Here is a 22,802-nt window from a genome sequence, read left to right on the forward strand (position 1 = left end):
CCGCCAAGAGGCGGGCTCTAGCCTATCCCCGCGTGGTGACCGGATTGCAAAGCGCAGTCCTCAGTGCGCGTACCGCGCTATCTACCGTGGTGAGTACCGGCAGGTTCGACGCTTGCTCGCAAACCGCCCTGGCTCTTGCCATGCTGAACTGCGCCAGAGCGATACGGGTACATCCTTCGTCTCTCAATCGAGCGGCTTGGGCTGCAATGAGCGCGTCGTGGCGGGCCAGGTCTCCCGCATTCATGGCCTGCAACGCGCCTTCGGCCAGAGCCAGAACGAGGTCGGCATCCGGACCGAACTCGGGCGGCATCGACTTCAGCGTGGGCGCAAAAGTCGCGATGAGTCCAATTTTTCCGGGCTGTCGCAGTGCTTCGGCCACCATGGCCTCATTGGGCCGAAGCACCGGGAGGTCGGCATGCCGCGCAGCGACCGCATCGATGCAGGATCCGAATGCCGAACAGGTGAAGAGAATAGCTTGGGCACCCGTGCCCACTGCGTAGTCGGCCAGGACCTCGAAGCGCCTGTGCATGGCTGTGTCGAGTCCGTGGCTGCTTCGTGCGAGGTCTGCCGACAGGCTGTCGTCCAGCAGGTTCATGCGAACGGCTTGCGGCCAGTCTCGGTCGAATGCGGCGTTGATGGGCTCGACCGAATGGCTAAGGGCGTGAATGAGAGCAATCCGAGTCATATGTTGGTGCCTGGAAGTTCGAGGATGTCAGATGCCCTTTGAAGAAGGATTCTCGAAGCCTTCTCTGGTTTCTGCGTTGAGTGGGTAGTTGATGTTGGTCCCCTTCGGTGGAATCGGCGACATGAACCACTTTTTGTAGAGTGTCTCCATTTCGCCTGATTTCATCATTCCGACCACCACGCGGTCTACCAGCGCCTTGAACTGCGGGTCGTCCTTGCGCAGCATCAGAGACTGATTTTCTGTGCGCAGGTTTTCGCCCGTGATGATGAATTCCTTCGGGTTCTGGGTGTTCGCGATAAGACCTGCCAACAAGATGTCGTCGAGCACGAAGGCGGCTGCACGGCCCGAATTCAGCAGCAGAAAGGAGTCGAGATGGTCTTTCCCGGACAATTGTGTGACCTCCAGCACCTTGCCACGGTTGGTTTCACGCAGGAGTCGGAACGAAGTCGTGCCAGCGGTGGTGACAACCGACTTGCCTTGCAAGTCAGCAATGCTCTTGATGCCTGAGCTGGCCTTGACTGCCATGCGCACGTTGTATCGGAAGATGTCCGGAGAAAATGCCACGTCCTTCTGGCGTTCTACCAAATTGGTCGTGGAGCCGCACTCAAGGTCGACCGTCCCGTTCGTCACAAGAGGGATGCGGTTCTGCGACGTCACCACCTGGTACTTGATATCGATTTTGGGCTGTTTCAGCTCGGCCTTGATGGCGTCCACAATTTTCATGCAGATGTCGAGGCTGTAGCCGATGGGGGTGGCGGTATCGGAGATGTATGAGAATCCGAAGGAGGCCTCGCGGTGACCCAGGGTGATAGTCCCGCTCTCCTTGATCTTTTTCAAGGTAGGCGACTCCTGTGCGAGGGCATCCAGTGCGGGGACAAGAGCAGTGGCCATCATGGCGGCAGCCGCGACGTTTCGGATAGACAAGCGCATGGTATTCCTGAATGAGAGAGTGGGGTTGAGAACGGGGTGTGGGAGTCTTCAGGCCGCGATTGCGGCTTGCCGGGTGATGGCGTCCACGGACTCTGCCAACAGACTGGCAATGGTCTTGAGCTCATCGCGGCTGGCGATATAGGGCGGTGCAAGCAGCACATGGTCTCCGTTGACTCCATCGACAGTGCCTCCGAACGGATAGCACAGCAGGCCCCGCGCCATGGCGTCCTTCTTGAGATTTGCATTGACCTTGAGCGCCGGGTCGAATGGGCGTTTCTCGGCTTTGTCTGCAACCAGCTCAATGCCCCAGAAGAAGCCACGACCGCGCACGTCCCCCACGTGAGGGTGGTCGGCGAAGGTTTCGCGCAGCAGCGCACCGAAGAAGGCACCGTCCTCCTGCACCTTGGCCAGAAGTCCGTCCCGGTGGATGACCCGCTGGACGGCAAGCGCCGCAGCACAGGCGACGGGGTGTCCTAGATAGGTGTGCCCGTGCTGGAAGAAGCCGCTGCCGAAAGACATGGCGTCAACAATGTGCTTTTTTGCAAGCACCGCGCCTATGGCCTGATAGCCGCCTCCCAGTCCCTTCGCGACGGTCATCAGGTCCGGGCTGATGCCTTCCTGCTCGCAGGCATGCAGAGTCCCGGTCCGTCCCATGCCGCACATTACTTCATCGAGGATGAGAAGCACGCCATGGCGGTCGCAGACTTCGCGCACGGCCTTGAAGTAGCCAGGTACCGGAGTCAACACGCCTGCAGTTGCTCCGCCCAAGGTCTCTGCCACAAAGGCGATGACTCGCCCCGGACCTTGGGCGAGGATGGCCGTATCCAACTCTTGCGCCAGCCGTTGTCCATATTGCTCGGGAGTTTCTTCGGCGCGTTGTTCGCGATACGGGTAGCAAGGCGCCACATGCGTGGCAGGTACCAGAATGGGAGCGAAAGGGGCGCGGCGCCATTCGTTTCCGCCAACGGCCAGAGCACCCAGGGTATTGCCGTGGTAGCTCTGTCGCCGGGCAATGAAATGTGTGCGCTCAGGCTCTCCGATTTCCACAAAGTACTGGCGTGCCATCTTCAAGGCGGATTCCACAGCCTCGGAGCCACCGCTGACCAGATACACATGGCTCATGCCTTCAGGCGCTGTGCGGATGAGCTCGTCTGCGAGTTCCTCGGCCGGCCGAGAGCTGAAGAAACTGGTATGCGCATAAGGGAGCTGGTCGATCTGGGCGTGCATCGCCGCAATCACGTCTGGATGTCCGTGGCCCAGTGATGAAACGGCTGCGCCCCCGGATGCGTCCAGGTAGCTATGGCCGCTGGCATCCTGAATTCGCATGCCGTGAGCCGATACGGCAACGGGTGGGGCGGTTCGCAGATGGCGGTGAAAGACGTGCGTCATGTGGAAGATTCCGAAAGCTGATGCGGGTGCTTGGAGGTGTTGCTGTGTTTTGGAACTAATGTTCTATTAAAAGAATTTAATGGAACAAATGTTTCGTCAAGAGGTATTTTGCTGAGTTGTATGCTTTGGGAACATTTGTTCCATAAGCGTTCCAGCCAAGCATCTGGCGAGGAAAGCTTTCGATTGAGTCTTCAACCATGACTGTCAAAGACGAGCTGCGAGGCCGCTTCAACTCACTGAGTCCAGCTCTGCAGCGGATTGCGAAATACGTGCTGGACCATCCCAACGAAGTGGTCACCAGTTCGATGCGCACCGTGGGTATCAGTGCGGATGCACGTCCGGCGACGCTGGTGCGATTTGCTCAGCAGCTAGGATTTGCCGGCTGGCCGGAACTCAAGCAGGCGATTGCGCAGGAGATGGGCTTGGGTCGGGAAGCCTATGGCGACAGGGCCCGCTCTTTGCTGGAGCGCGCCAGTGAGCAAGGTCTGGCGGGCGAGATATTTCAGGTTCACAAGGCGAACCTTGAGGCCACGGAGCGTCATAGCAGGAGCGGGCTCAACGATGCGGCCGTCTTGTTGGAAGCGGCGCCCAATGTTCATGTAGCGGGGTTTCGTGCCTGCTTTCCCATCGCGTTTTCTTTCGTCTATGTGTATCGGCTTTTCAGAAATTCCGTGCATCTCATAGACGGCCAGGGCGGCTCTCTGGAGATGCAGACTCGATCCATGACCGAGGAGGATGCACTCCTGGTCATCAGCTTCGCGCCCTATTCCCGGGAGGTGCTGCAGGTGGTGGAAGCAGGCAAGCGTGCTGGCTGCAAAGTAATTGCCATTACCGATAGCGATGCCTCGCCGCTGTCGCTTTTGGCGGATGTGACGTTGCTTTTTTCGACACAGAGTCCTTCATTTTTTCCATCGATTACCTCGGGGATGGCATTGACAGAGTCGCTGCTGGAACTACTGGTCAGTCGCGCGGGCAAGCCGGTCATCGACCGCATTGAGAGGGCAGAGGCCCACCTGTTCGAGTCAGGCGCCTATGTGGATGCCGGGGGCCGTAGCCGAGGCAGCTAGTACCGCCGAGGGCGCGGGGCACCTAGCTCGTAACAGAGTGACGCGGCAGGGCACCCCATCTCCAATGACGCAGCAGCTCAGGAGGGCATGTATTGGAAAAGCCGGAGACGGCAGCGAGCCGTTGGTGCGGGCAATCGACGCAGCCCGCACGTGGTCGCTATGGTTTCGGTTGATTTGATGGGCGTCAAGGCAAGACTTGAGGCTCTGGAAACGCAGGTGCCAGTGGTGCTAGATTCATTGACGGTCCATGTGGATCGTCAATGGGTGCTTCATGAACATCACTTTTCACGGTGCGGCGCAGTCGGTTACGGGATCCTGCTTTCTGGTCGAGGCGCATGGGTGTCGCTTTCTGATCGACTGCGGCATGGCCCAGGGCGGTCGCGAGGCTGACGAGCACAACCAGCAAGCCTTTGCCTTTGATGCCGCAGGCCTGGACTTCGTCGTTCTGACCCATGCGCATATCGACCACAGCGGCCTGCTGCCCAAGCTCGTGGCTCAGGGCTTCAAGGGCCCTATCTATGTCACTCTGGCCACTAAGGACCTGCTCGAAGTCCTGCTCAAGGACAGTGCCCATATCCAGATGATGGATGCCGAACGGGCGGCGCGGCGTCAGCGCGAAGGCAAGCGGCGCGAGCGAGAGTCGGCGGTTCCTCTGTACTCGCTGGCCCATGTGGCGAGCACGCTGGAGCAGGTCCAGGCCATGCCTTATCGCCACAGCTTCAAACCTCATCCTGCGGTGACAGTATGTTTTCAGGATGCCGGGCATATTCTGGGCTCGGCCATTGTGGAGCTGTGGCTGGCAGATGGTCATGGCGGCTCGCGCAAGCTGGTGGCCAGCGGCGATCTGGGCCAGCCGGGGCGGGTGATCCTGCGCGACCCCACGCCGATCATGGATGCCGATCTGCTGCTCATCGAGTCCACCTATGGCGACCGGCAGCACAGGAGCACGGGCGATACCCTGGAGGAGCTGGTCGATGTGGTCACGCGCACGGTTCCCCATGGCAATGTGGTCATCCCGGCATTTGCCGTGGGGCGCACGCAGGAGCTGCTCTATCACTTTCTGCAGCTGATCCAGCAGCAGCGTCTGCCGCCGGTAGAGATATTTGTGGATTCACCCATGGCGGTGGCGGCCACGGACATCACGCTGCGGCACTTCAGCGTGTTCGACGAGGAGGCCAGGCAGTTGCTGGGCAGCGTCAAAAGACTCAAGGAGTCGCCGCACATTCATTTCATCAGCGATGTGGAGGACTCCATCAAGCTCAACCGCATCAGGAGCGGCGCGGTCATCATCTCGGCCAGCGGCATGTGCGATGCGGGGCGGGTGCTGCATCATCTGAAGAACAATCTCTCCAGGCCCGAGTGTGCCGTGGTGATCTGCGGCTTTCAGGCCGAAGGTTCGCTGGGGCGCAGGCTGGTCGACGGTGCCAGGTTGGTGCGCCTGCTCGGCGATGAAGTCGAGGTCCGTGCCGGCATCCATACCCTGGGCGGCTTTTCGGCCCATGCCGACCAGCAGGCCCTGCTGGACTGGGCGGCTGCGTTCACCCGGCCGCCGCAGCAGACCTTTGTGGTGCATGGGGAGCCGCAGGCATCCCGGGCCTTGGCCGCGCTGCTGCACGAGCGCCTGCATTTCTCGGTGCAGGTTCCGCAGCCCGGCCAGGTCTTCGAGTTCTAGCGCGTGCCGGGAGTCTCCGATATGCGGAATCCTCCTTGCGCGCGCCCTGTTGCATGATGTTCTGGCGGCGAAGGCTGATGCCGGTCGAGACCGGATTCGTGCAGCGGCTTTTCGGCACTGCGCTGGATGAGCTGCTGCCCGGCATGCGTCTGCATGTGCGGCGTCTGGGCGATACCAGGCGGGCGCTGTCCCTGGGGGGCGGGCGCATCTATCTGCCGCGCAACTTTTTTGAGCAGGCTGACCCGCATCGGCCGCTGCGGCTTGCCCATCCTGTGGTGGCAGGCGTCTTTGCCCATGAGCTGCTGCATCAGTGGCAGCGTCTGCAAGGCCGGGCGGTGACGTGGGAGGCGTTCGGCCTGCATCTGCGCGCGGCATGCCTGCGGCGCGATCCCTATCACTATCGGGCCTGTGCAGATCCGCAGCAGATGCTGCAGTGCTTTCTGGACGCAAGCGTGGAGCAGCAGGGGCAGATCTGGCAGGACCATGTTCAGGCCCTGGTGCAGGGCCAGCCTCTGGCCTGCATGTGCCTGATTGCCGAGCATGTGCACCAGGCTCAAGCTGTCCAATCCAGGTTGGGCCGGGTCAGCAAAGACTAGGCAGCCGGGTTGAGTGCGGCTATGAGATCGTGCTCGTCCACATCGCGCGCCGCGCCGAAGCCTGCGACATGCCTGCCGCTTTGCGGCGTGATGCAGACAAAACGAAAGTCGCCCAGCGCCGTCATGGGCTCGGCTTCGGGAAAGCGCTCCAGATAGCTGGCCCGGGCGCCATGCCACAGGCCGCTGTCGCGCGGCGGAGTGGATGCCACACCCTGAATGCTGATGCGCTCCAGCGCATGCACGGCTTCGCCTGCGGACTCTGGCCTGCTCATCAGCAGGCTGACGGCGGGATGCCGCTCCATGGCCTGTGTGTGGCTGGCCAGCGCGCTGACATGCAGTACCAGGCAGCTGAATTCGCCACTCCAGGCCCATGGCACCAGAGACAGGCCCGGGGCCGGAAGATATCCGGGCGCTGAAGAGCCGGCCTGCGGCTGTACGGCCAGGGCGGCGGTGCGCTGGCTGGCGAGTAGCTGGCGCAGCGACTGCTGCAGGCGTGATTCATGAGGCATTTGCGCATGGTAAGCCATAGCGCGGAGCCGGAGCAGGGCGAGCCGCGCCAGGTCGCACCAGTCGTCACCTGCGTGACCGGCTGTTGGGGGCATCCCGGATGCCGGGCCGAGGTTGCAGGCCTAGTCTTGCGGATTGATTAGTCCACCCGGACTATGTATACGCTTTTCTGATTGCCTGACTCATGCCCGCTCACCACAAGTTTTGGCCTAATCGGCTGCCATATTCCATCACCGTTCCAGCAACTAGCGTCTGGGAAAACCTTGCTATCAATGCCAGGCGCTACCCGGACAAGGCCGCGCTGGTGTTTCTGGGGCGCACCACGACCTATAAGCAGCTGTGCGAGGGCACGGAGCGCATGGCTGCCTATCTGCATGGCCTGGGCGTGAAAAAAGGCGACCGCGTCATCGTGCTGATGCAAAACAGCTCGCAATTGGTGCTGGCGCATTACGCCATCTTTCGTGCCAATGCGGTGGTGGTGCCGGTCAACCCCATGAATACGGCAGAGGAGCTCAAGCACTACATCACGGATTCGGGCGCCAAGGTGGCCATTACCACGGCCGATCTGGCGCCGGAGCTGGCCAAGGCCAGCAATGCACTGGAACCCTCCGAGGCGCTGCAGCACTTGCTGGTGACACGGTTCACCGACGGCTTTGATGCCGATGTGCAGGGGCCGGATGCGCCGCCCGAAGCCTGGCGCAACTGGCTGCTGGGCGAGCGCGAGCCTGCCAGCCTGAACCACGGCCAGGTCCATGCATGGACGCAGGCGCTGGCCTGCAGCGAGCTGCCGCCACTGCATACTGCGGGCCGTGACGATCTGGCCGTTCTGCCCTATACCAGCGGCACCACGGGCCAGCCCAAGGGCTGCATGCACCTGCACCGCAGCATCAACCACAACGCCGTCTCTGGCGCGCTGTGGGGCACGGGCACCAGCGAGAACGTGGTGCTCGCCGTCGTGCCCATGTTTCACATCACGGGCATGGTGTCCGTGCTGCACAGCGCCATCTACGTGGGGGCGACGCTGATCATCATGCCGCGCTGGGAGCGTGAACTGGCAGGGCGCCTGATCTCGCACTATCAGGTCACGAGCTGGACCAATATCCCGACCATGGTGATCGATCTGCTGGCCAGCCCCAATTTTGCGTCCTTCGATCTCTCCAGCCTCAAATACATCGGCGGCGGCGGCGCCGCCATGCCCCAGGCCGTGGCCCAGCGCCTGCTTGAGCAATACGGTCTGCGCTTTTGCGAGGGCTATGGCCTGACCGAAACCGCCGCACCCTCGCACAGCAATCCGCCCGACCATCCCAAGCAGCAATGCCTGGGCATTCCCTTCATGAGTACCGACGCGCGCGTGATCAGCCCCGACACGCTGGAGGAAGTGCCCCAAGGAGAGCAGGGCGAGATCGTGGTCAACGGCCCCGAGGTGTTCGAAGGCTACTGGCAGCGCCCCGAGGCGACCGAGCAGAGCTTTATGGAGCTTGATGGCAAGCGCTTTTTCCGCACCGGCGACCTGGGACGCGTGGATGAGGAGGGCTATTTTTTCATCACCGACCGGCTCAAGCGCATGATCAATGCCAGCGGCTTCAAGGTATGGCCGGCCGAGGTGGAGTCGCTGATGTTCCGCCATCCTGCGATTCAGGAGGCCTGCGTGATCTCCGCCAAGGATGCCTATCGCGGCGAGACCGTCAAGGCCGTGGTCGTGCTGCGTGCCGGCCATGAGACTACGACGGCAGAGCAGATCATCCAGTGGTGCCATGACAATATGGCGGTCTACAAGGCACCGCGTCTGGTGCAGTTCGTGACGGCTTTGCCCAAGAGCGGAAGCGGCAAGGTGATGTGGCGGATGCTGCAGGAGCAGGAAGTCGCAGTCTGAAATGCAAAGAGGGGGAGTGGCGGAAAGCAGCTGGAGTCGAACCAACCCGGGAGCGGCTGACGCCCCCCACCGGGTTTGAAGCCCGGCCGCGCCACCGGGCACGATTGCCTTCCTTTGAGTCAAGAGTGGCAGCTGCCACTCTTGTAGAAGATAGGACAGTGATTGTAGCCAGCAATCCGGCACCCGATGACAAAAGCACGTCAAGGCCGCATATCCCGCTCTAATCTGATTTGATAGCTTGTTACGTAAGTGGGATAAAGAATCTGGACTGATTTTTATCTGTTTTCCTTGCAGGCTCAGCGTGGCGTGCTATTCCAATGTACGTCAGGGCGCAGCAGATGGGCGTCGCGCACGCGGCGCGTGTAGCCGGTGCGGTCGAAGAATTCGAGAATCTGGATGGCGCGCTTACGGCCCAGACCAGTTGCGTCGCGGAAGGCGCTGGCTTCCACTTCCCCCCTGGCGTGGCGGCTGGCGATGTCGGCAACCAGGGCCGCGAGCTCATCCATGCGTGCCGGTGTATAGAACAAATCCTTGACGACCTGGAACAACTGGCCCTGGCGCGAAAGCTTTTTGAGCAGCTGGCGCACCAGCTCTTCACCTGCCGCATGGTCGCGCGCCAGATCGCGCACCCAGGGTGGGTCATAGCGGCCTGCAGTGATGGCGGGCAGCAGCTTTTCGGCCAGCGTCTGCTCGGCACTGCTCAGCTGCACGCTGTGTTGCGGCAAATGCAGCCAGGCACCGGTGCTGGCTAGCAGTTGGCTGCTGAGCAGGGCATCGACCAGGCCTTGATAGAGTGCGTCGTAGCTGCCTTGCTGCAGGCCTGGCAAGGCCATGCGCCTCAGTCTGGCCGCGTTGACGCCGGGCTCGTCGGGCGATTTTTCGTGAAAGCGCGCCAGGCTGTCGATGATCTGGGTCTGCAGCCGCTGCCAGCGCTGCAGGCCCAGCACCAGGGCATCGCCGCCGGCAATGGGTAGCTGGATGGTGTCGGCAAGGCGGGACTCGGGGAAGGCATGGCCGCTCAGACGCACCAGCTGCGAGCGCGCAATGCCGTGTGGAGCCTGTGCAATCAGTGGCCCGAAGTCGCTGCGGGCTATGAGCTGCTCCATGGCGTCGAGGTAGGCCATGCGCTCCGCGCTGCGGCGCTTGCGGCTCGGGGCATAGGGGTCGAGCACCATGCCGCCTGCGATGGTGCGGCTGGCCTGGGCGTTGCGCAGGATCAGGCGGTCGCCGGGCAGGGCGAATACCGGCGTATCCAACACCAGCTGCACGCGGGCTTCGGTGCCGGGCTCTATGCCTTGGTCCTGCAGCAGGGCGACATGGCCTGTTGTGCGCTTGGTGCCCAGATGCACATGCACCGCAGTCCATTGCTCTAGTGGGGGCGCTTCGCTGAGCAGGTGCAGATGAATGTCGAGGCGATCCGTGGCTTGCATCAGGCGCGGGTCCATGATCCAGTCGCCGCGTTCGATTTCGTCCTTGCCTATGCCAGCCAGATTCAGTGCGCCGCGCTGGCCGGCGACGCCGCTGTCGCTGCTCTGGTTCTGTGCATGAATGCTGCGTACGCGCACGGCCTGACCGCTGGTCGAATGCGCCAGCGTGTCACCCACCCGCACCTGGCCATTGAAGACCGTGCCCGTGACCACCGTGCCCTGTCCCGGCAGCGTGAAGACGCGGTCCACGGCGAGCCGGAACAGTCCGTCCCGGGGACGGGCCTGCATCATCTGGGCCTGCACCTGCAGGTGTTCGCGCAGAGCCTGCACGCCGGCATTGCCGGGGTCTGCGGCATTCGTTTCAAAGATGGGACTGCCCGCCAGCGCAGTGACGCCGAGAATGGCGTTGATTTCGCGGTGCACGTCGGCAATGCGTTGCGGCAGCACGCGATCGACCTTGGTCAGCGCCACGCTGCCACGCCTGACACCCAGCAGCTGCAGAATTTCCAGATGCTCTATGGTCTGGGGCATGACGCCGTCATCGGCCGCCACGACCAGCAGGGCGTGATCAATGCCCACGGCGCCGGCGGCCATGGTATGGACGAATTTCTCGTGGCCCGGCACGTCGATGATGCCCAGCACATCGCCGTTGGGCAGCGGGCTGTAGGCATAGCCCAGTTCGATGGAAATGCCGCGGGCTTTCTCTTCCTTGAGGCGGTCGGTTTCCACGCCGGTGAGCGCACGCACCAGCGTGGTTTTGCCGTGGTCGATGTGGCCTGCGGTTCCGATGATCATGGTGTGCTTGTAGTTTTGATGGCTGCTGGCGCTTGTGTATCAAGCGAGGCAAGGTGTTTTTGTATAAATGCGGAGGGCCGGGGCCATGGTGCTGCCTCAGGCCAGCCGCGACAGTTGCGCGGCAAACAGGGCCTGTGCCGGGTTTTCCAGGCAGCGCAGATCCAGCCACAGCGCGTCGTCATGCAGGCGCCCGATCACGGGCCGAGGCAGGCCACGAAAGCGTGCTTCGAGCCGGGTCAGCTGGCGACCCGCCTGCTTGCCGCTGGCCGGATAGATTCTGAGGCCGAAGCTGGGCAGATTTTCCACGGGCAGGGCGCCACTGCCGATCTGGCTGTTCATGGCAGCGGTCTCCACCACATAGTCCTGGCCTAGTGCCTGCTGAAGCAGAGGCTGCAGTTGCTCGGCCTGGGTCTGCATGTCGCTGGCCTTGCGCGTGAACAGGCGCAGCGTGGTCAGCTCCTGGGCGAGCTTTTCGGGGTTCAGATACAGGCGCAGCGTGGGCTCCAGCGCCGCCAGCGTGATCTTGCCCACGCGAAGAGCGCGCTTGAGCGGATTTTTCTTGATTCTGGCGATCAGCTCCTTGCGGCCCACGATGATTCCGGCCTGCGGGCCGCCCAGGAGTTTGTCACCGCTGAAGGTGACGATGTCGGCGCCGGACTCGACCGTCTCGCGCACCGTGACTTCATAGGGCAGGCCCCAGTCGCGCATGTCGATCAGCGTGCCGCTGCCCAGGTCGACAATCATCGGCAGATTACTGTCGTGCGCAATGCGGGCGACATCGGCGTCGCTCACCGCCTTGGTAAAGCCGGTGATGGCGTAGTTGCTGCAATGCACCTTCATGAGCGCGGCCGTGTTTTCGCCTATGGCCTCTGCATAGTCTTTCTCATGCGTGCGATTGGTGGTGCCGACTTCGACCAGCCGCGCGCCGGCGCGGGTCATGACATCGGGGATGCGGAAGGCGCCGCCGATTTCCACCAGCTCGCCGCGCGAGACCACGACTTCCTTGCCCGTGGCCATGGTGGACAGCACCAGCAGCACGGCTGCGGCATTGTTGTTGACAACGGTAGCGGCTTCGGCGCCAGTCAGCTCGCAGATCAGCGACTCGACCAGATCGTCGCGATCGCCGCGGCTGCCGTCTTCAAGGTCATATTCCAGGTTGGCGGGGGAGCTCATGGCCTGCACCACGGCGTCGATCGCAGCCTGCGGCAGCAGGGCGCGGCCCAGATTGGTATGCAGCACCGTGCCGGTGAGGTTGAAGACCGGCTGCAGGCGTGGCGCGAACCGGGCCTGAAGCTGGCGCTGTGCGGCTTGCACAATGCTGCCGATGTCGGCCTGCACAGTCTGGCCGGGCTGATCGGCAAAACCCAGGAGCTGCTGGCGCAGCCCCGTCAGCACATCGCGTACTGCCTTGGTGCAGGCGTCCAGGCCATAAGACTCGCGCAGCACCTGCATCTCGATGGCGAGCAAGACCTTGTCCACGGCGGGAAGCTGGGAGGGGTGCGAAATTTCAGGGGCGGTCGCTGCGGTATTGCTCATGGCCGGAGGGTGTGGGGTCTTCGGAAAATGGAAAAGGCGGCAGAAAGAGCTGCCGCCTTCATTATGCTGGCGCTTGCTGCCGGCGGGATCAGGCTGCGGGGTCCACCAGCTCGTTGCCAGTCTCGCCCGACTGCTCTTCGGCTACGGCCACAAACAACAGAGGATTGGCGCTGGCGCGCTGGAACTGGGTCTCGCTCATCAGCAGATCCAGCATCAGGCTGGCCAGATCGTCGGCCAGAGGCTCGACCATGGGGTTCTTTTCCTGATTCACGATCTTGCGGTAGCTGCCACATTCATCGCAGGTCTCGGCCAGAACTTCTTCGCCCGCACCTTCAAGGCCCTGGTAGTGAATGCCCTTGGTGGATTCGCAGTGCGTGCATTTGATACGCACCATATGCCACTCGCAGGCGCAGGTTCCGCAGTGCGCATAGCGGTGACCGGCCACTTTGCCGCCAATGCGGATGACGCTGGCCACGGGCTCGCTGGCACAGATGGGGCAGATGCTGGCAGGGTCGGTGTAGGGAACGTCGCGGGCACGGAGACTGGCCGAGCGCTTGGCAAAGGTCACTTGCAGCGCAGCCATGATGAAGGGGGCCATGCCCACATGGCGGGCGGCGACTTCTTTTTGCAGCAGCTTTTTGGCAATGTCTGCACGGGTCTCGGGGGCTAGTGCACGCAGCTCCTTGAGCAGAGGCTGCAGCGGTGCGGGCAGGCCTTCGCTGCCCTGCAGCGTGTCGAGCATGTTGTCGAGCACGGCTTGCCAAGCGGGATCGATGGTGTCGACTGCGGGCAGCAGAGGCATCGAGTGCTCCTGAGCACGCGCCATGAGTTCGGCATCGGGCGCAGAGATCTCGATGGTGGCGGCAGCCTTGTGCTGCGCATCCGTGATCTGGGCCACAAACAGCAGATAGTCTGCAATGGGATTGCCGTTGGCCAGCTGACGCAGGCGTGCAGCGCGTTCGGCGAACAGACTGCTTGCCTGGGGCAGCAAGATGCGGGGAAAGCTGGTGTGATCCAGTGCTTCGATTTCACCGGGTTGAAGAATGCGTTGCATTGACAGGGTTTCCAAATGAATCAGCCGCCGAGCGCCGATAAACGCTTGGCGGCTGGGTTGTTAGGGGAGAGGACTAAAAACCTTAGTCGTTGTCACCCGTCATCTTGCGGTACCAGCCGCGGTGGTGTTGCTTGGCCCAGGCTCGCGTTACTGTGCCATAAAGCATGGCGCGAATGGTGCCGCGAGTCCAGATGGCGGCATACACGTGCATGATGATCAGACCGATCATCCACACGGCAGCGATGGCGTGAACCACCGAAGCCGCTCGCACCACGTTGACCGGCAATGTCCACCAGGCGCGCCACATCAGAAAGCCGGTGATCACGATCAGCAGCATGCCGATTACCAGGCCCCAGAACAACAGCTTCTGACCACCGTTGTACTTGCCCTGTTCGGGCATGTCGTGGTCGTCGCCATCGATCATCTTGTTGACGTTCTTGAGCCATTCGATGTCGCGCGGCTCAACGATGTTGAGCTTGGCGAAACGGCAGGCCATGATGACGAAGAATGCGCCCATGACAACCCCGATGTAGGGGTGCAGGATGCGGGTCCAGGGGCCGCCACCGAACAGATTGGTCAACCAGAAGAAGGCCGGGTGAAAGAACGCCAGACCGGACAGGGCCAGCAAGATGAAGCAAATGCCTACCACCCAGTGGTTGGCGCGCTCCGATGCGTTGTAGCGCACGAGGTCGCGAGGATTGCGTTTCATTTGCCGTTCTCCTTGTTCAGCGCTTCGGCGTCCTTGCGTTCCATTTCATCTTCAAGGTCCTTGGACACGTCGTTGGGTCCCTTGGTGATGTAGTGGAACAGGCTGCCGATTGCGGCTGCGCCCAGTGCGGCCATGGCCAGAGGCTTGGCTACACCCTTCCACAGCGACACCATGGGGCTGATGGACGGATCGTCCGGCAGGCCCTTGTACAGCGAAGGTTTGTCCGCATGGTGCAGCACGTACATCACGTGCGTACCGCCCACACCCTGCGGGTCGTAGAGACCTGCCTTTTCGTAGCCGCGTTCCTTGAGGTCCACGACACGGCGGGACGCTTGCTCCTGCATGGCTTCCTTGGTGCCGAACTGGATAGCGCCCGTGGGGCAGGTCTTGACGCAGGCAGGCTCCTGGCCAACAGCCACGCGGTCCGAACACAAGGTGCACTTGTACGCCTTGTTGTCCTTCTTGGAGATGCGCGGAATGTTGAACGGGCAGCCCGTGACGCAGTAGCCGCAGCCCACGCACTGGTCTTGCTGGAAGTCCACGATGCCGTTGGCATATTGGACGATGGCGCCAGGCGAGGGGCAGGCCTTGAGGCAGCCCGGGTCTTCGCAGTGCATGCAGCCGTCCTTGCGGATCAGCCATTCCAGGTTGCCTGTGGCTTCGTTTTCGTACTCGGCAAAGCGCATCACGGTCCACGACTCCGACGTCAGATCCGTCGGGTTGTCGTAGACGCCTGCGGCAACCGTGCCGATTTCGTCGCGAAGGTCGTTCCACTCCATGCAGGCGGTCTGGCAAGCCTTGCAGCCAATGCATTTGGAGACGTCGATCAGCTTGGCGACTTCTCCCGCGTGCGCACCGCGTGCGCTGGGTGCGGGGGTCGTCGTGGCCGAGCGGCGTTTGATATCGAGAGACATGGTTGAGGACATCAGCGTGGCTCCTTAGATCTTTTCCACCTTCACGAGGAAGGTCTTGGATTCAGGGGTCAAGCTGTTACCGTCACCCACGGAGGCTGTCAGGTTGTTCGCCAGATAGCCCTTGCGTCCCGTTGTGGAGAAGCCCCAGTGAATAGGCACACCCACGTGATGGATGGTCTTGCCATCGATCTTCATGGGCTTGATGCGCTTGGTCACCACGGCAACCGCCTTCACGAAACCGCGCTTGGACGAAACCTTGACCTTCTGGCCGGTCTCTATGCCCAGTTCCTTGCCCAGTGCCTCGCCGATTTCCACGAACTGCTCGGGCTGAACGATGTTGTTCAGCTGAACGTGCTTGGTCCAGTAGTGGAAGTGCTCGGTCAGGCGGTAGGTCGTACCCACGTGCGGGTAGTCCTTGGGATCGCCCTGGGTGCCCTTGGCGGTTTCCAGGATGCGTATCACGGGGCTGATGACGGCCAACTTGTTGTTGGGATACATGGGGTTGTAGCCCAGCGGGTTGTCAAACGCCTCGTAATGCGTGGGGAACGGACCTTCTGCCATACCCTTGCGGGCAAACAGGCGAGCCACCCCTTCGGGGTTCATGATGAAGGGGTTGATCACCTCAGGATCCAGGCCCACGGCGACGTCCGGCACGTCCGCGCCGCCCCATTGCTTGCCGTTCCACTTGATCAGCACGCGTTCGGGGTTGAAGGGCTTGCCCTGGCGGTCGCAGGATGCGCGGTTGTACAGCACACGGCGGTTGGCAGGCCAGGCCCAGGCCCAGTTCAGCGTGTTGCCTATGCCTGTCGGGTCGCTGTTGTCGCGGCGCGCCATCTGGTTGCCGGACGAGGTCCAGCTGCCAGCCCAGATCCAGCAGCCGCCCAGGGTGGTGCCGTCATCGCGCATTTCGCCGAAGCCCGCCAGTTGCTCGCCGGCCTTGCGGATGAGCTTGGTGGGGTCCTTGGGGTCGAACAGATCCACCAGCGCACGACCGTTGTATTCCTTGGCCACTTCCTCGGAGGAGGGGTGATCGGCTTCGGCATAAGGCCAGTACAGATTGGTGATGGGGTCGGAGAACTTGCCGCCGTCCTTCTGGTAGAGAGCCTTCAGGCGCAGGTGCAGACCGGACATGATGGCAATGTCGGTCTTGGCCTCTCCTGGGGGCTCTGCAGCCTTCCAGTGCCACTGCAGCACGCGCGAGGAGCTGACCACTGCGCCATCTTCTTCGGCGAAGCAGGTGGTTGGCAGGCGGAACACTTCGGTCTGGATGGAAGCGGAGTCCACGTCGTTGAATTCGCCGTGGTTCTTCCAGAACTCGGAAGTTTCTGTGACCAGCGGATCCATGATGACCAGGAACTTCAGCTTCTTGAGACCTTCGCGCACGCTGTTGCTGTTGGCCAGAGCCGCCAAGGGGTTGAAGCCTTGAGCGATATAGCCGTTAACCTTGCCCTGCGTCATCATCTCGAAGATCTGCAGCATGTCGTACTGCTTGTCCAACTTGGGCAGATAGTCGAACGCCCAGTTGTTTTCAGCAGTTGCGGCCGCTCCCCACCACGCCTTCATCAGGCTGACATGGAACTTGGGCGTGTTCGACCAGTAATTCATCTGGCCAGGGCGCAGCAGCTTGGGCGTGCGGGTGGCGATGTACTGGTTGTAGTCCTGTTCGGCTTCGTTTGGCAGCGTCAGGTACCCGGGAAGCGAAGCAGACAGGATGCCCAGGTCCGTCAGGCCCTGGATGTTGGAGTGGCCGCGCAGCGCGTTCATGCCGCCGCCAGCGATACCGATATTTCCCAGCAGCAGCTGGATCATGGCGCCGGTACGCAGGATCTGCGCACCAGTGGTGTGCTGAGTCCAGCCCAGGGCGTACATGATGGTGGCAACACGGCCGGCTTCGGCGGTCGAAGCAAGCTTCTCGCACACGTGCAGGAATTTTTCCTTGGGTGTGCCGCAGATGGATTCCACCTTCTCGGGCGTATAGCCGGCGTAGTGCTTCTTGAGCCACTGATAGACGCAGCGAGGGTGTTCCAGCGTGGGATCGACCTTCACAAAGCCATCTTCACCGAGCTCATAGTCCCAGGAGGCCTTGTCGTACGTGCGTTTTTCGGGGTTGTAGCCGGAGAAAATACCTTCGTCGAACGCAAAGTCCTCGCGCACGATGAATGAGAAGTCCGTGTAGTTCTTCACATACTCGTGGTGGATTCTGTCGTTTGTCAGCAGGTAATTGATCACGCCACCGAGGAAGACGATGTCCGAGCCGGAACGGATCGGCGCATAGAAGTCAGCCACGGATGCCGAGCGGTTGAAGCGCGGATCGACCACCATGAAGTGAGCCTTGTTGTGCTCCTTCGCTTCGGTCACCCACTTGAAGCCGCAGGGGTGTGCTTCGGCGGCATTACCGCCCATGATCAAAATAACGTCCGCGTTCTTGATGTCGACCCAATGGTTCGTCATCGCTCCACGGCCAAACGTCGGGGCAAGACCTGCCACCGTCGGGCCGTGTCAGACACGTGCTTGGTTGTCGAGTGCAAGAAGGCCCCAGGAACGGGCCACTTTGTGCGTGATGTAGCCGGCTTCGTTGCTGGAGGCCGAAGCGGCCAGCATGCCGGTGGTCAGCCAGCGGTTGACCTTCTGACCTTTTTCGTTGGTTTCAACGAAATTGGCGTCGCGGTCTTCCTTGAGCAGCTTGGCGATGCGGTTCAGTGCCTCGTCCCAGGACATGCGCTTCCACTCGGACGAGCCGGGGGCGCGGTATTCGGGGTACTTGAGGCGGCTGGGGCTGTGGACAAAGTCCAGCAGCGATGCACCCTTGGGGCACAGCGTGCCGCGATTGACCGGATGATCCGGGTCGCCTTCCACGTGCATCACGGACAGGCGGGAGTTTTTCCCGCCGTCGCCCAGGGAGTACATGAGGATGCCGCAACCTACCGAGCAGTAGGTGCAGGTTTGACGGGTTACGGTGGTGGCTGACAGTTTGTACTGTCGCACCTCAGCAAGGGCGGCTGTGGGTGAGAAGCCCATCAGCGCCAAGCTTGAACCCGCCAGAGTCGAACCAGTCACTTTCATGAACTGGCGTCTGGAGAATTGGTCCATTGTGGGGTACCTTTTCGTATGAACGCTTATGTGAAAGCAAATTTTACGACCCCCCTCATTTTTGATAGCAGTTACAAACCCTTAATTCTTGAGTAACGTTGAGCGACTTTGAGTTTTATGTTTCGTTTTTGTTTTTCTTAATGGCGGCGATAGCTTTCAACCTACGCCTCTCAACCTATCAACTTTCAGCTCGAAAAGCCATCGGTCGGCAGGCCGAATGGAACAGAAAATTCCTAATCTGTGTCGCTTTTCCGTGTTTCGGCAGGAAGGGGGGCGACGGCGGAGGCGAGGTCTGCTGAAGGCTGCTGCGAATCGGTTGTTGTGCGTTTTTGCGCGATTTTCTGATTCAGCAGCTTCTCCTCCTGCTCCTGCATGGTGGCAAACAACTCCCAGGCCGCCATGAACAGGGCGGCGATGGCCGGACCGAGCACAAAGCCCGAAAGACCGAACAAGGCCATGCCCCCCAGGGTGGAGATCAGCACCACATAGTCAGGCATCTTGGTGTCCTTGCCGACCAGCAGGGGGCGCAGCACGTTGTCCACCAGGCCGATGACCAGTACGCCATAAGCGGCAAGGATCAGGCCTTTGGTGACAGCGCCCGTGGCCAGAAAGTAGATGGCCACCGGCCCCCAGACCAGGCCCGCCCCCACTGCGGGCAGCAGCGACAGAAAAGCCATGACCACAGCCCAGAGTACTGCGCCCTGAATGCCCAGAATCCAGAAAATCAGCCCCCCCAGCGCGCCCTGGGCGGCTGCAACGGCCAGATTGCCCTTGACTGTGGCGCGGATGACAGTAATGAACTTGATGGCCAGCTCGCGCTTGTGTTCGGGCGCGAGCGGCGTGGCTGCCCAGATGCGTGCGACCAACTCCTTGCCGTCGCGCAGCAGAAAAAAGATCAGGTAGAGCATGACGCCGAAGCCCACGACAAAGCCCAGGGTGTTCTGTCCCAGTCCCACGGCCTTGGTGGCCGCGAGCTTGCTGGCCTGCAGCGCGATGTTGGAGAGCTTGGCCTGGATTTCCTCCAGAGTGCCCAGGTGCAGCTTTTCCATCCATGGCGTCAGCCAGGAGGGAAGGGCATTGAAGACTTGCTCCACATAGCTGCCAGCGGACAGGTTGCCGCTGCTGACCTGGTCATAGATGGCCGAGGTCTCCTTGATGAGCGACAGCCCTATCAGAGACAGCGGCAAAATGACCATTACCAGACTAATTAGCAAGGTTGCCAACGCGGCCAGCGTGGGCTTGTTGGGCATGCGCATCAGCAGCTTGCGGTGCAGGGGGGCGAAGACGATGGCAAACACCACACCCCAGAAGATGGCTACGGCATATTCCTCGAGAACCAAGCCGAATCCTGCGGTTACTGCTATTAAAAGAAGAATGAATGCACGTTTGTGAAGCGGCAAAAGCGGCATGCGAATCCTTGTTTATGGAGTTCCCGCAATGTAAGCGACTCCCAGGGGTGTAAACATCTTGTCTTTTATAAGACCAAGACTTTGAACAGTGGCACAATGGCTGCCGCAACTCAAGGCCCTTCCCCAGCCACAGTCGCATCCGCCAATCGGTACAGCCGTGTCGCGGGAGGTTCCACAAACCAGCTAATGCTTTCCGAAGGAAAGCGGAGGTCAGCGAGATATGAGCGATCAGTCAACGATCTATCAAGCCTATCAAGGCAACACCTATCTGTTCGGCGGCAATGCGCCCTATGTCGAAGAGATGTACGAGAACTACCTGGCCAACCCCGGTAGCGTCCCCGATTCCTGGCGTGAATACTTCGATGCACTGCAGCATGTGCCTGCAGTGGACGGCACCGACAACAAGGACGTTCCTCACCTGCCCGTGATCAATGCTTTTGCCGAGCGTGCAAAGCAGGGCGGCACCAAGGTGGTGGTGGCTTCCGGCGCTGACTCCGAGCTGGGTCGCAAGCGCACGGCCGTGCAGCAGCTGATTGCTGCCTACCGCAACGTGGGTCAACGCTGGGCCGATCTGGATCCCCTGAAGCGGACCGAGCGCCCCGAAATTCCCGAGCTGGAGCCTTCCTTCTACGGCTTCACCGATGCCGACCAGGAAGTGGTGTTCAACACCAGCAACACTTTCTTCGGCAAGGAAAGCATGACTTTGCGCGAGCTGATGAATGCTCTGCGCGAAACCTACTGCGGCACCCTGGGCGCCGAGTACATGTATGCCACCAATCAGAATCAAAAGCGCTGGTGGCAGCAACGCCTGGAATCGATTCGTTCCAAGCCCGTCTTCAACGCCGACGAGAAAAAGCGCATCCTTGACCGCCTGACCGCTGCTGAAGGCCTGGAGCGTTATCTGCACACCAAGTATGTGGGCCAGAAGCGCTTCTCGCTGGAAGGTGGCGAGTCCTTCATCGCCGCCATGGACGAGCTGATCAACTCCGCCAGCGCCAAGGGCGTGCAGGAAGTCGTGATCGGCATGGCTCACCGCGGCCGTCTGAACGTGCTGGTCAATACCCTGGGCAAGGCGCCCAAGGATCTGTTTGCCGAGTTCGACCACACCGCTCCCGAAGATCTGCCTGCCGGTGACGTGAAGTATCACCAGGGCTTCAGCTCCGACGTGTCTGCCAAGGGCGGCCCCGTTCACCTGTCGCTGGCCTTCAACCCCTCGCACCTGGAAATCGTCAACCCCGTAGTCGAAGGTTCGGTGCGCTCGCGCATGGATCGTCGCGACGACCCCATGGGCAAGCAAGTGCTGCCCGTGTTGGTGCACGGTGACGCAGCCTTCGCCGGCCAGGGCGTGAACCAGGAAACCCTGGCGCTGTCCGAAACCCGTGGCTACACCACCGGCGGTACGGTTCACATCATCATCAACAACCAGATCGGTTTCACCACCTCTGATCCCCGCGATCTGCGCTCCACGCTGTATTGCACCGACATCGTCAAGATGATCGAGTCGCCCGTGCTGCACGTGAATGGCGATGATCCAGAAGCCGTGTGCCTGGCCATGCAGCTGGCGCTGGAATTCCGTATGGAGTTCTCCAAGGATGTGGTGGTCGACATCATCTGCTTCCGCAAGCTGGGTCACAACGAGCAGGACACACCTGCACTGACACAGCCTCTGATGTACAAGAAGATCGCTGCCCACCCCGGCACGCGCAAGCTGTACGCAGACAAGCTGGCCACGCAAGGCCTGGGCGACACGCTGGGCGACGACATGGTCAAGGCCTATCGCGCCGCCATGGACGAAGGCCGTCACACCCAGGACGTGGTGCTGACCAACTTCAAGAGCAAGTACGCTGTGGACTGGAGCCCCTTCGTGGGCAAGACCTGGACCGACGCTGGCGACACAGCTATTCCCTTGACCGAGTGGAAGCGCCTGGCCGAGAAGATCACGACTCTGCCTGCCAGCGTGAATCCTCATGCTCTGGTCAAGAAGGTGTATGACGATCGCGCAGCCATGGGCCGCGGCGATGTGAACGTGGACTGGGGCATGGGTGAAACCATGGCCTTCGGCTCCCTGGTCGCTTCGGGCTATCCCGTGCGTCTGTCGGGTGAAGACTCGGGTCGCGGCACCTTCACGCACCGTCACGCCGTGGTTCATGACCAGAAGCGTGAAAAGTGGGACGAGGGCACTTATATTCCTCTGCAGAACGCTGCCGAGAATCAGGCTCCGTTCGTCGTGATCGACTCCATCCTGTCCGAAGAGGCAGTGCTGGGCTTTGAATACGGCTATGCATCGAACGATCCCAACACCCTGGTGGTGTGGGAAGCACAGTTCGGCGACTTCGCCAATGGCGCCCAGGTGGTGATCGACCAGTTCATCGCATCCGGTGAAGTGAAGTGGGGTCGTGTCAACGGCCTGACACTGATGCTGCCTCACGGCTATGAAGGCCAGGGCCCCGAGCACAGCTCGGCGCGTCTGGAGCGCTTCATGCAGCTGGCTGCCGACACCAATATGCAGATCGTGCAGCCTACAACGGCCAGCCAGATCTTCCACGTGCTGCGTCGCCAGATGGTTCGCGGCCTGCGCAAGCCGCTGGTCATCATGACTCCCAAGTCGCTGCTGCGTAACAAGGACGCCACATCGCCCCTGTCCGAGTTCACCTCTGGTGGCTTCCAGACCGTGATCCCCGAGCAGGACGAAACCATCGTCAAGAACGCTGCCAAGGTCAAGCGCATCATCGCCTGCTCGGGCAAGGTGTACTACGATCTGGTCAAGAAGCGTGCCGAGAAGGAATCCAAGGACGTCGCCATCATCCGCGTCGAGCAGCTGTATCCCTTCCCCCACAAGGCGTTCGCCGCCGAAGTGAAGAAGTACGCCAACGCTACTGACATCGTGTGGTGCCAGGATGAGCCTCAGAACCAGGGTGCCTGGTTCTTCATCCAGCACAACATCCACGAGAACATGCGTGAAGGCCAGAAGCTGGGCTACTCCGGTCGCGCTGCGTCCGCTTCGCCCGCCGTTGGCTACGCACATCTGCACCAAGAGCAACAAAAGGCACTGGTGGAAGGCGCATTCGCCAAGCTCAAGGGCTTTGTCCTGACCAAGTAATACAGGCGACACCCCCTGTCCGAGGACAGGGGGCACAAGAAACATCTTT

Annotated in this window: 16 protein-coding genes and 1 tRNA gene; 5 read left to right on the forward strand and 12 right to left on the reverse strand. The window is 61.3% G+C overall.

The genetic code is table 11. The features are described from left to right. Positions 1–22: 22 nt before the first annotated feature. The 3 genes from DFO48_RS02420 to DFO48_RS02430 all read right to left on the reverse strand — a co-directional run bounded on the left by DFO48_RS02420 (position 23) and on the right by DFO48_RS02430 (position 3,004). Entirely contained in the window at positions 23–685 is a 663-nt protein-coding gene (locus DFO48_RS02420) for an aspartate/glutamate racemase family protein (RefSeq protein WP_003079583.1), read from the reverse strand. A 27-nt stretch (positions 686–712) separates the two neighbouring features. Further along, a complete protein-coding gene (locus tag DFO48_RS02425) occupies positions 713–1,579 on the reverse strand; it encodes an amino acid ABC transporter substrate-binding protein (RefSeq protein ID WP_080554162.1) in 867 nt (288 codons plus the stop codon). An 84-nt stretch (positions 1,580–1,663) separates the two neighbouring features. After that, positions 1,664–3,004, reverse strand: a complete 1,341-nt coding sequence (locus tag DFO48_RS02430; protein WP_114862418.1) for an aspartate aminotransferase family protein — start codon at positions 3,002–3,004, stop codon at positions 1,664–1,666. Positions 3,005–3,201: 197 nt separating this feature from the next. Here DFO48_RS02430 and DFO48_RS02435 point away from each other — a divergent pair, with 197 nt between their 5' ends. The 3 genes from DFO48_RS02435 (at position 3,202) to DFO48_RS02445 (ending at position 6,339) form a co-directional block, all read left to right on the forward strand. After that, positions 3,202–4,071: a MurR/RpiR family transcriptional regulator gene (locus DFO48_RS02435; RefSeq protein WP_003066482.1), complete on the forward strand. Its 870-nt coding sequence runs from the start codon at positions 3,202–3,204 to the stop codon at positions 4,069–4,071. A 271-nt stretch (positions 4,072–4,342) separates the two neighbouring features. Then, on the forward strand, positions 4,343–5,743 hold the full coding sequence (locus DFO48_RS02440) for an MBL fold metallo-hydrolase RNA specificity domain-containing protein (RefSeq protein WP_114862690.1): 1,401 nt from the start codon (positions 4,343–4,345) through the stop codon (positions 5,741–5,743). A gap of 77 nt (positions 5,744–5,820) precedes the next feature. Then, positions 5,821–6,339, forward strand: coding sequence for a hypothetical protein (locus DFO48_RS02445; protein ID WP_199406935.1), 519 nt, complete (start codon positions 5,821–5,823; stop codon positions 6,337–6,339). On the opposite strand, the gene DFO48_RS02450 is transcribed toward DFO48_RS02445, so the two are convergent. Beyond that, the gene (locus DFO48_RS02450) at positions 6,336–6,848 is read right to left on the reverse strand and encodes a pyridoxamine 5'-phosphate oxidase (protein WP_172590545.1); all 513 of its coding nucleotides are present in this window, start codon (positions 6,846–6,848) and stop codon (positions 6,336–6,338) included. The genes DFO48_RS02445 and DFO48_RS02450 overlap by 4 nt on opposite strands. Before the next feature lie 182 nt (positions 6,849–7,030). Between DFO48_RS02450 and DFO48_RS02455 the strand changes: the two genes are divergently transcribed. After that, entirely contained in the window at positions 7,031–8,719 is a 1,689-nt protein-coding gene (locus tag DFO48_RS02455; RefSeq protein WP_114862420.1) for a long-chain fatty acid--CoA ligase, read from the forward strand. A gap of 17 nt (positions 8,720–8,736) precedes the next feature. Here the strand turns inward: DFO48_RS02455 and DFO48_RS02460 are convergent. The 8 genes from DFO48_RS02460 to DFO48_RS02500 form a co-directional block, all read right to left on the reverse strand. Next, positions 8,737–8,832: transfer RNA gene (locus DFO48_RS02460), tRNA-Sec, on the reverse strand. 183 nt (positions 8,833–9,015) lie between these two features. Further along, on the reverse strand, positions 9,016–10,941 hold the full coding sequence (selB, locus tag DFO48_RS02465) for a selenocysteine-specific translation elongation factor (RefSeq protein ID WP_114862421.1): 1,926 nt from the start codon (positions 10,939–10,941) through the stop codon (positions 9,016–9,018). Positions 10,942–11,037: 96 nt separating this feature from the next. After that, on the reverse strand, positions 11,038–12,477 hold the full coding sequence (selA, locus tag DFO48_RS02470) for an L-seryl-tRNA(Sec) selenium transferase (protein WP_114862422.1): 1,440 nt from the start codon (positions 12,475–12,477) through the stop codon (positions 11,038–11,040). A gap of 88 nt (positions 12,478–12,565) precedes the next feature. After that, positions 12,566–13,531 carry a formate dehydrogenase accessory protein FdhE gene (gene fdhE / locus DFO48_RS02475; RefSeq protein ID WP_114862423.1) on the reverse strand — a complete coding sequence of 322 codons (966 nt, stop codon included), beginning with the start codon at positions 13,529–13,531 and terminating at the stop codon, positions 12,566–12,568. An 82-nt stretch (positions 13,532–13,613) separates the two neighbouring features. Then, positions 13,614–14,240 (reverse strand): formate dehydrogenase subunit gamma, encoded by a 627-nt coding sequence (locus DFO48_RS02480; protein ID WP_003066500.1) that lies wholly within the window; start codon positions 14,238–14,240, stop codon positions 13,614–13,616. Next, entirely contained in the window at positions 14,237–15,166 is a 930-nt protein-coding gene (gene fdxH / locus DFO48_RS02485) for a formate dehydrogenase subunit beta (RefSeq protein WP_003079546.1), read from the reverse strand. The genes DFO48_RS02480 and fdxH overlap by 4 nt, the downstream gene beginning before the upstream one ends. Positions 15,167–15,178: 12 nt before the next feature. Beyond that, positions 15,179–18,244: a formate dehydrogenase-N subunit alpha gene (fdnG, locus tag DFO48_RS02490; protein ID WP_138983868.1), complete on the reverse strand. Its 3,066-nt coding sequence runs from the start codon at positions 18,242–18,244 to the stop codon at positions 15,179–15,181. A gap of 233 nt (positions 18,245–18,477) precedes the next feature. Further along, positions 18,478–19,653, reverse strand: coding sequence for an AI-2E family transporter (locus tag DFO48_RS02500; protein WP_233506280.1), 1,176 nt, complete (start codon positions 19,651–19,653; stop codon positions 18,478–18,480). Between the two features lie 220 nt (positions 19,654–19,873). Here DFO48_RS02500 and DFO48_RS02505 point away from each other — a divergent pair, with 220 nt between their 5' ends. Further along, a complete protein-coding gene (locus DFO48_RS02505; protein WP_003055529.1) occupies positions 19,874–22,753 on the forward strand; it encodes a 2-oxoglutarate dehydrogenase E1 component in 2,880 nt (959 codons plus the stop codon). Positions 22,754–22,802 lie beyond the last annotated feature (49 nt).

The organism is Comamonas sp. AG1104, assembly GCF_003350425.1.
GTDB lineage: Bacteria > Pseudomonadota > Gammaproteobacteria > Burkholderiales > Burkholderiaceae_C > Comamonas > Comamonas testosteroni.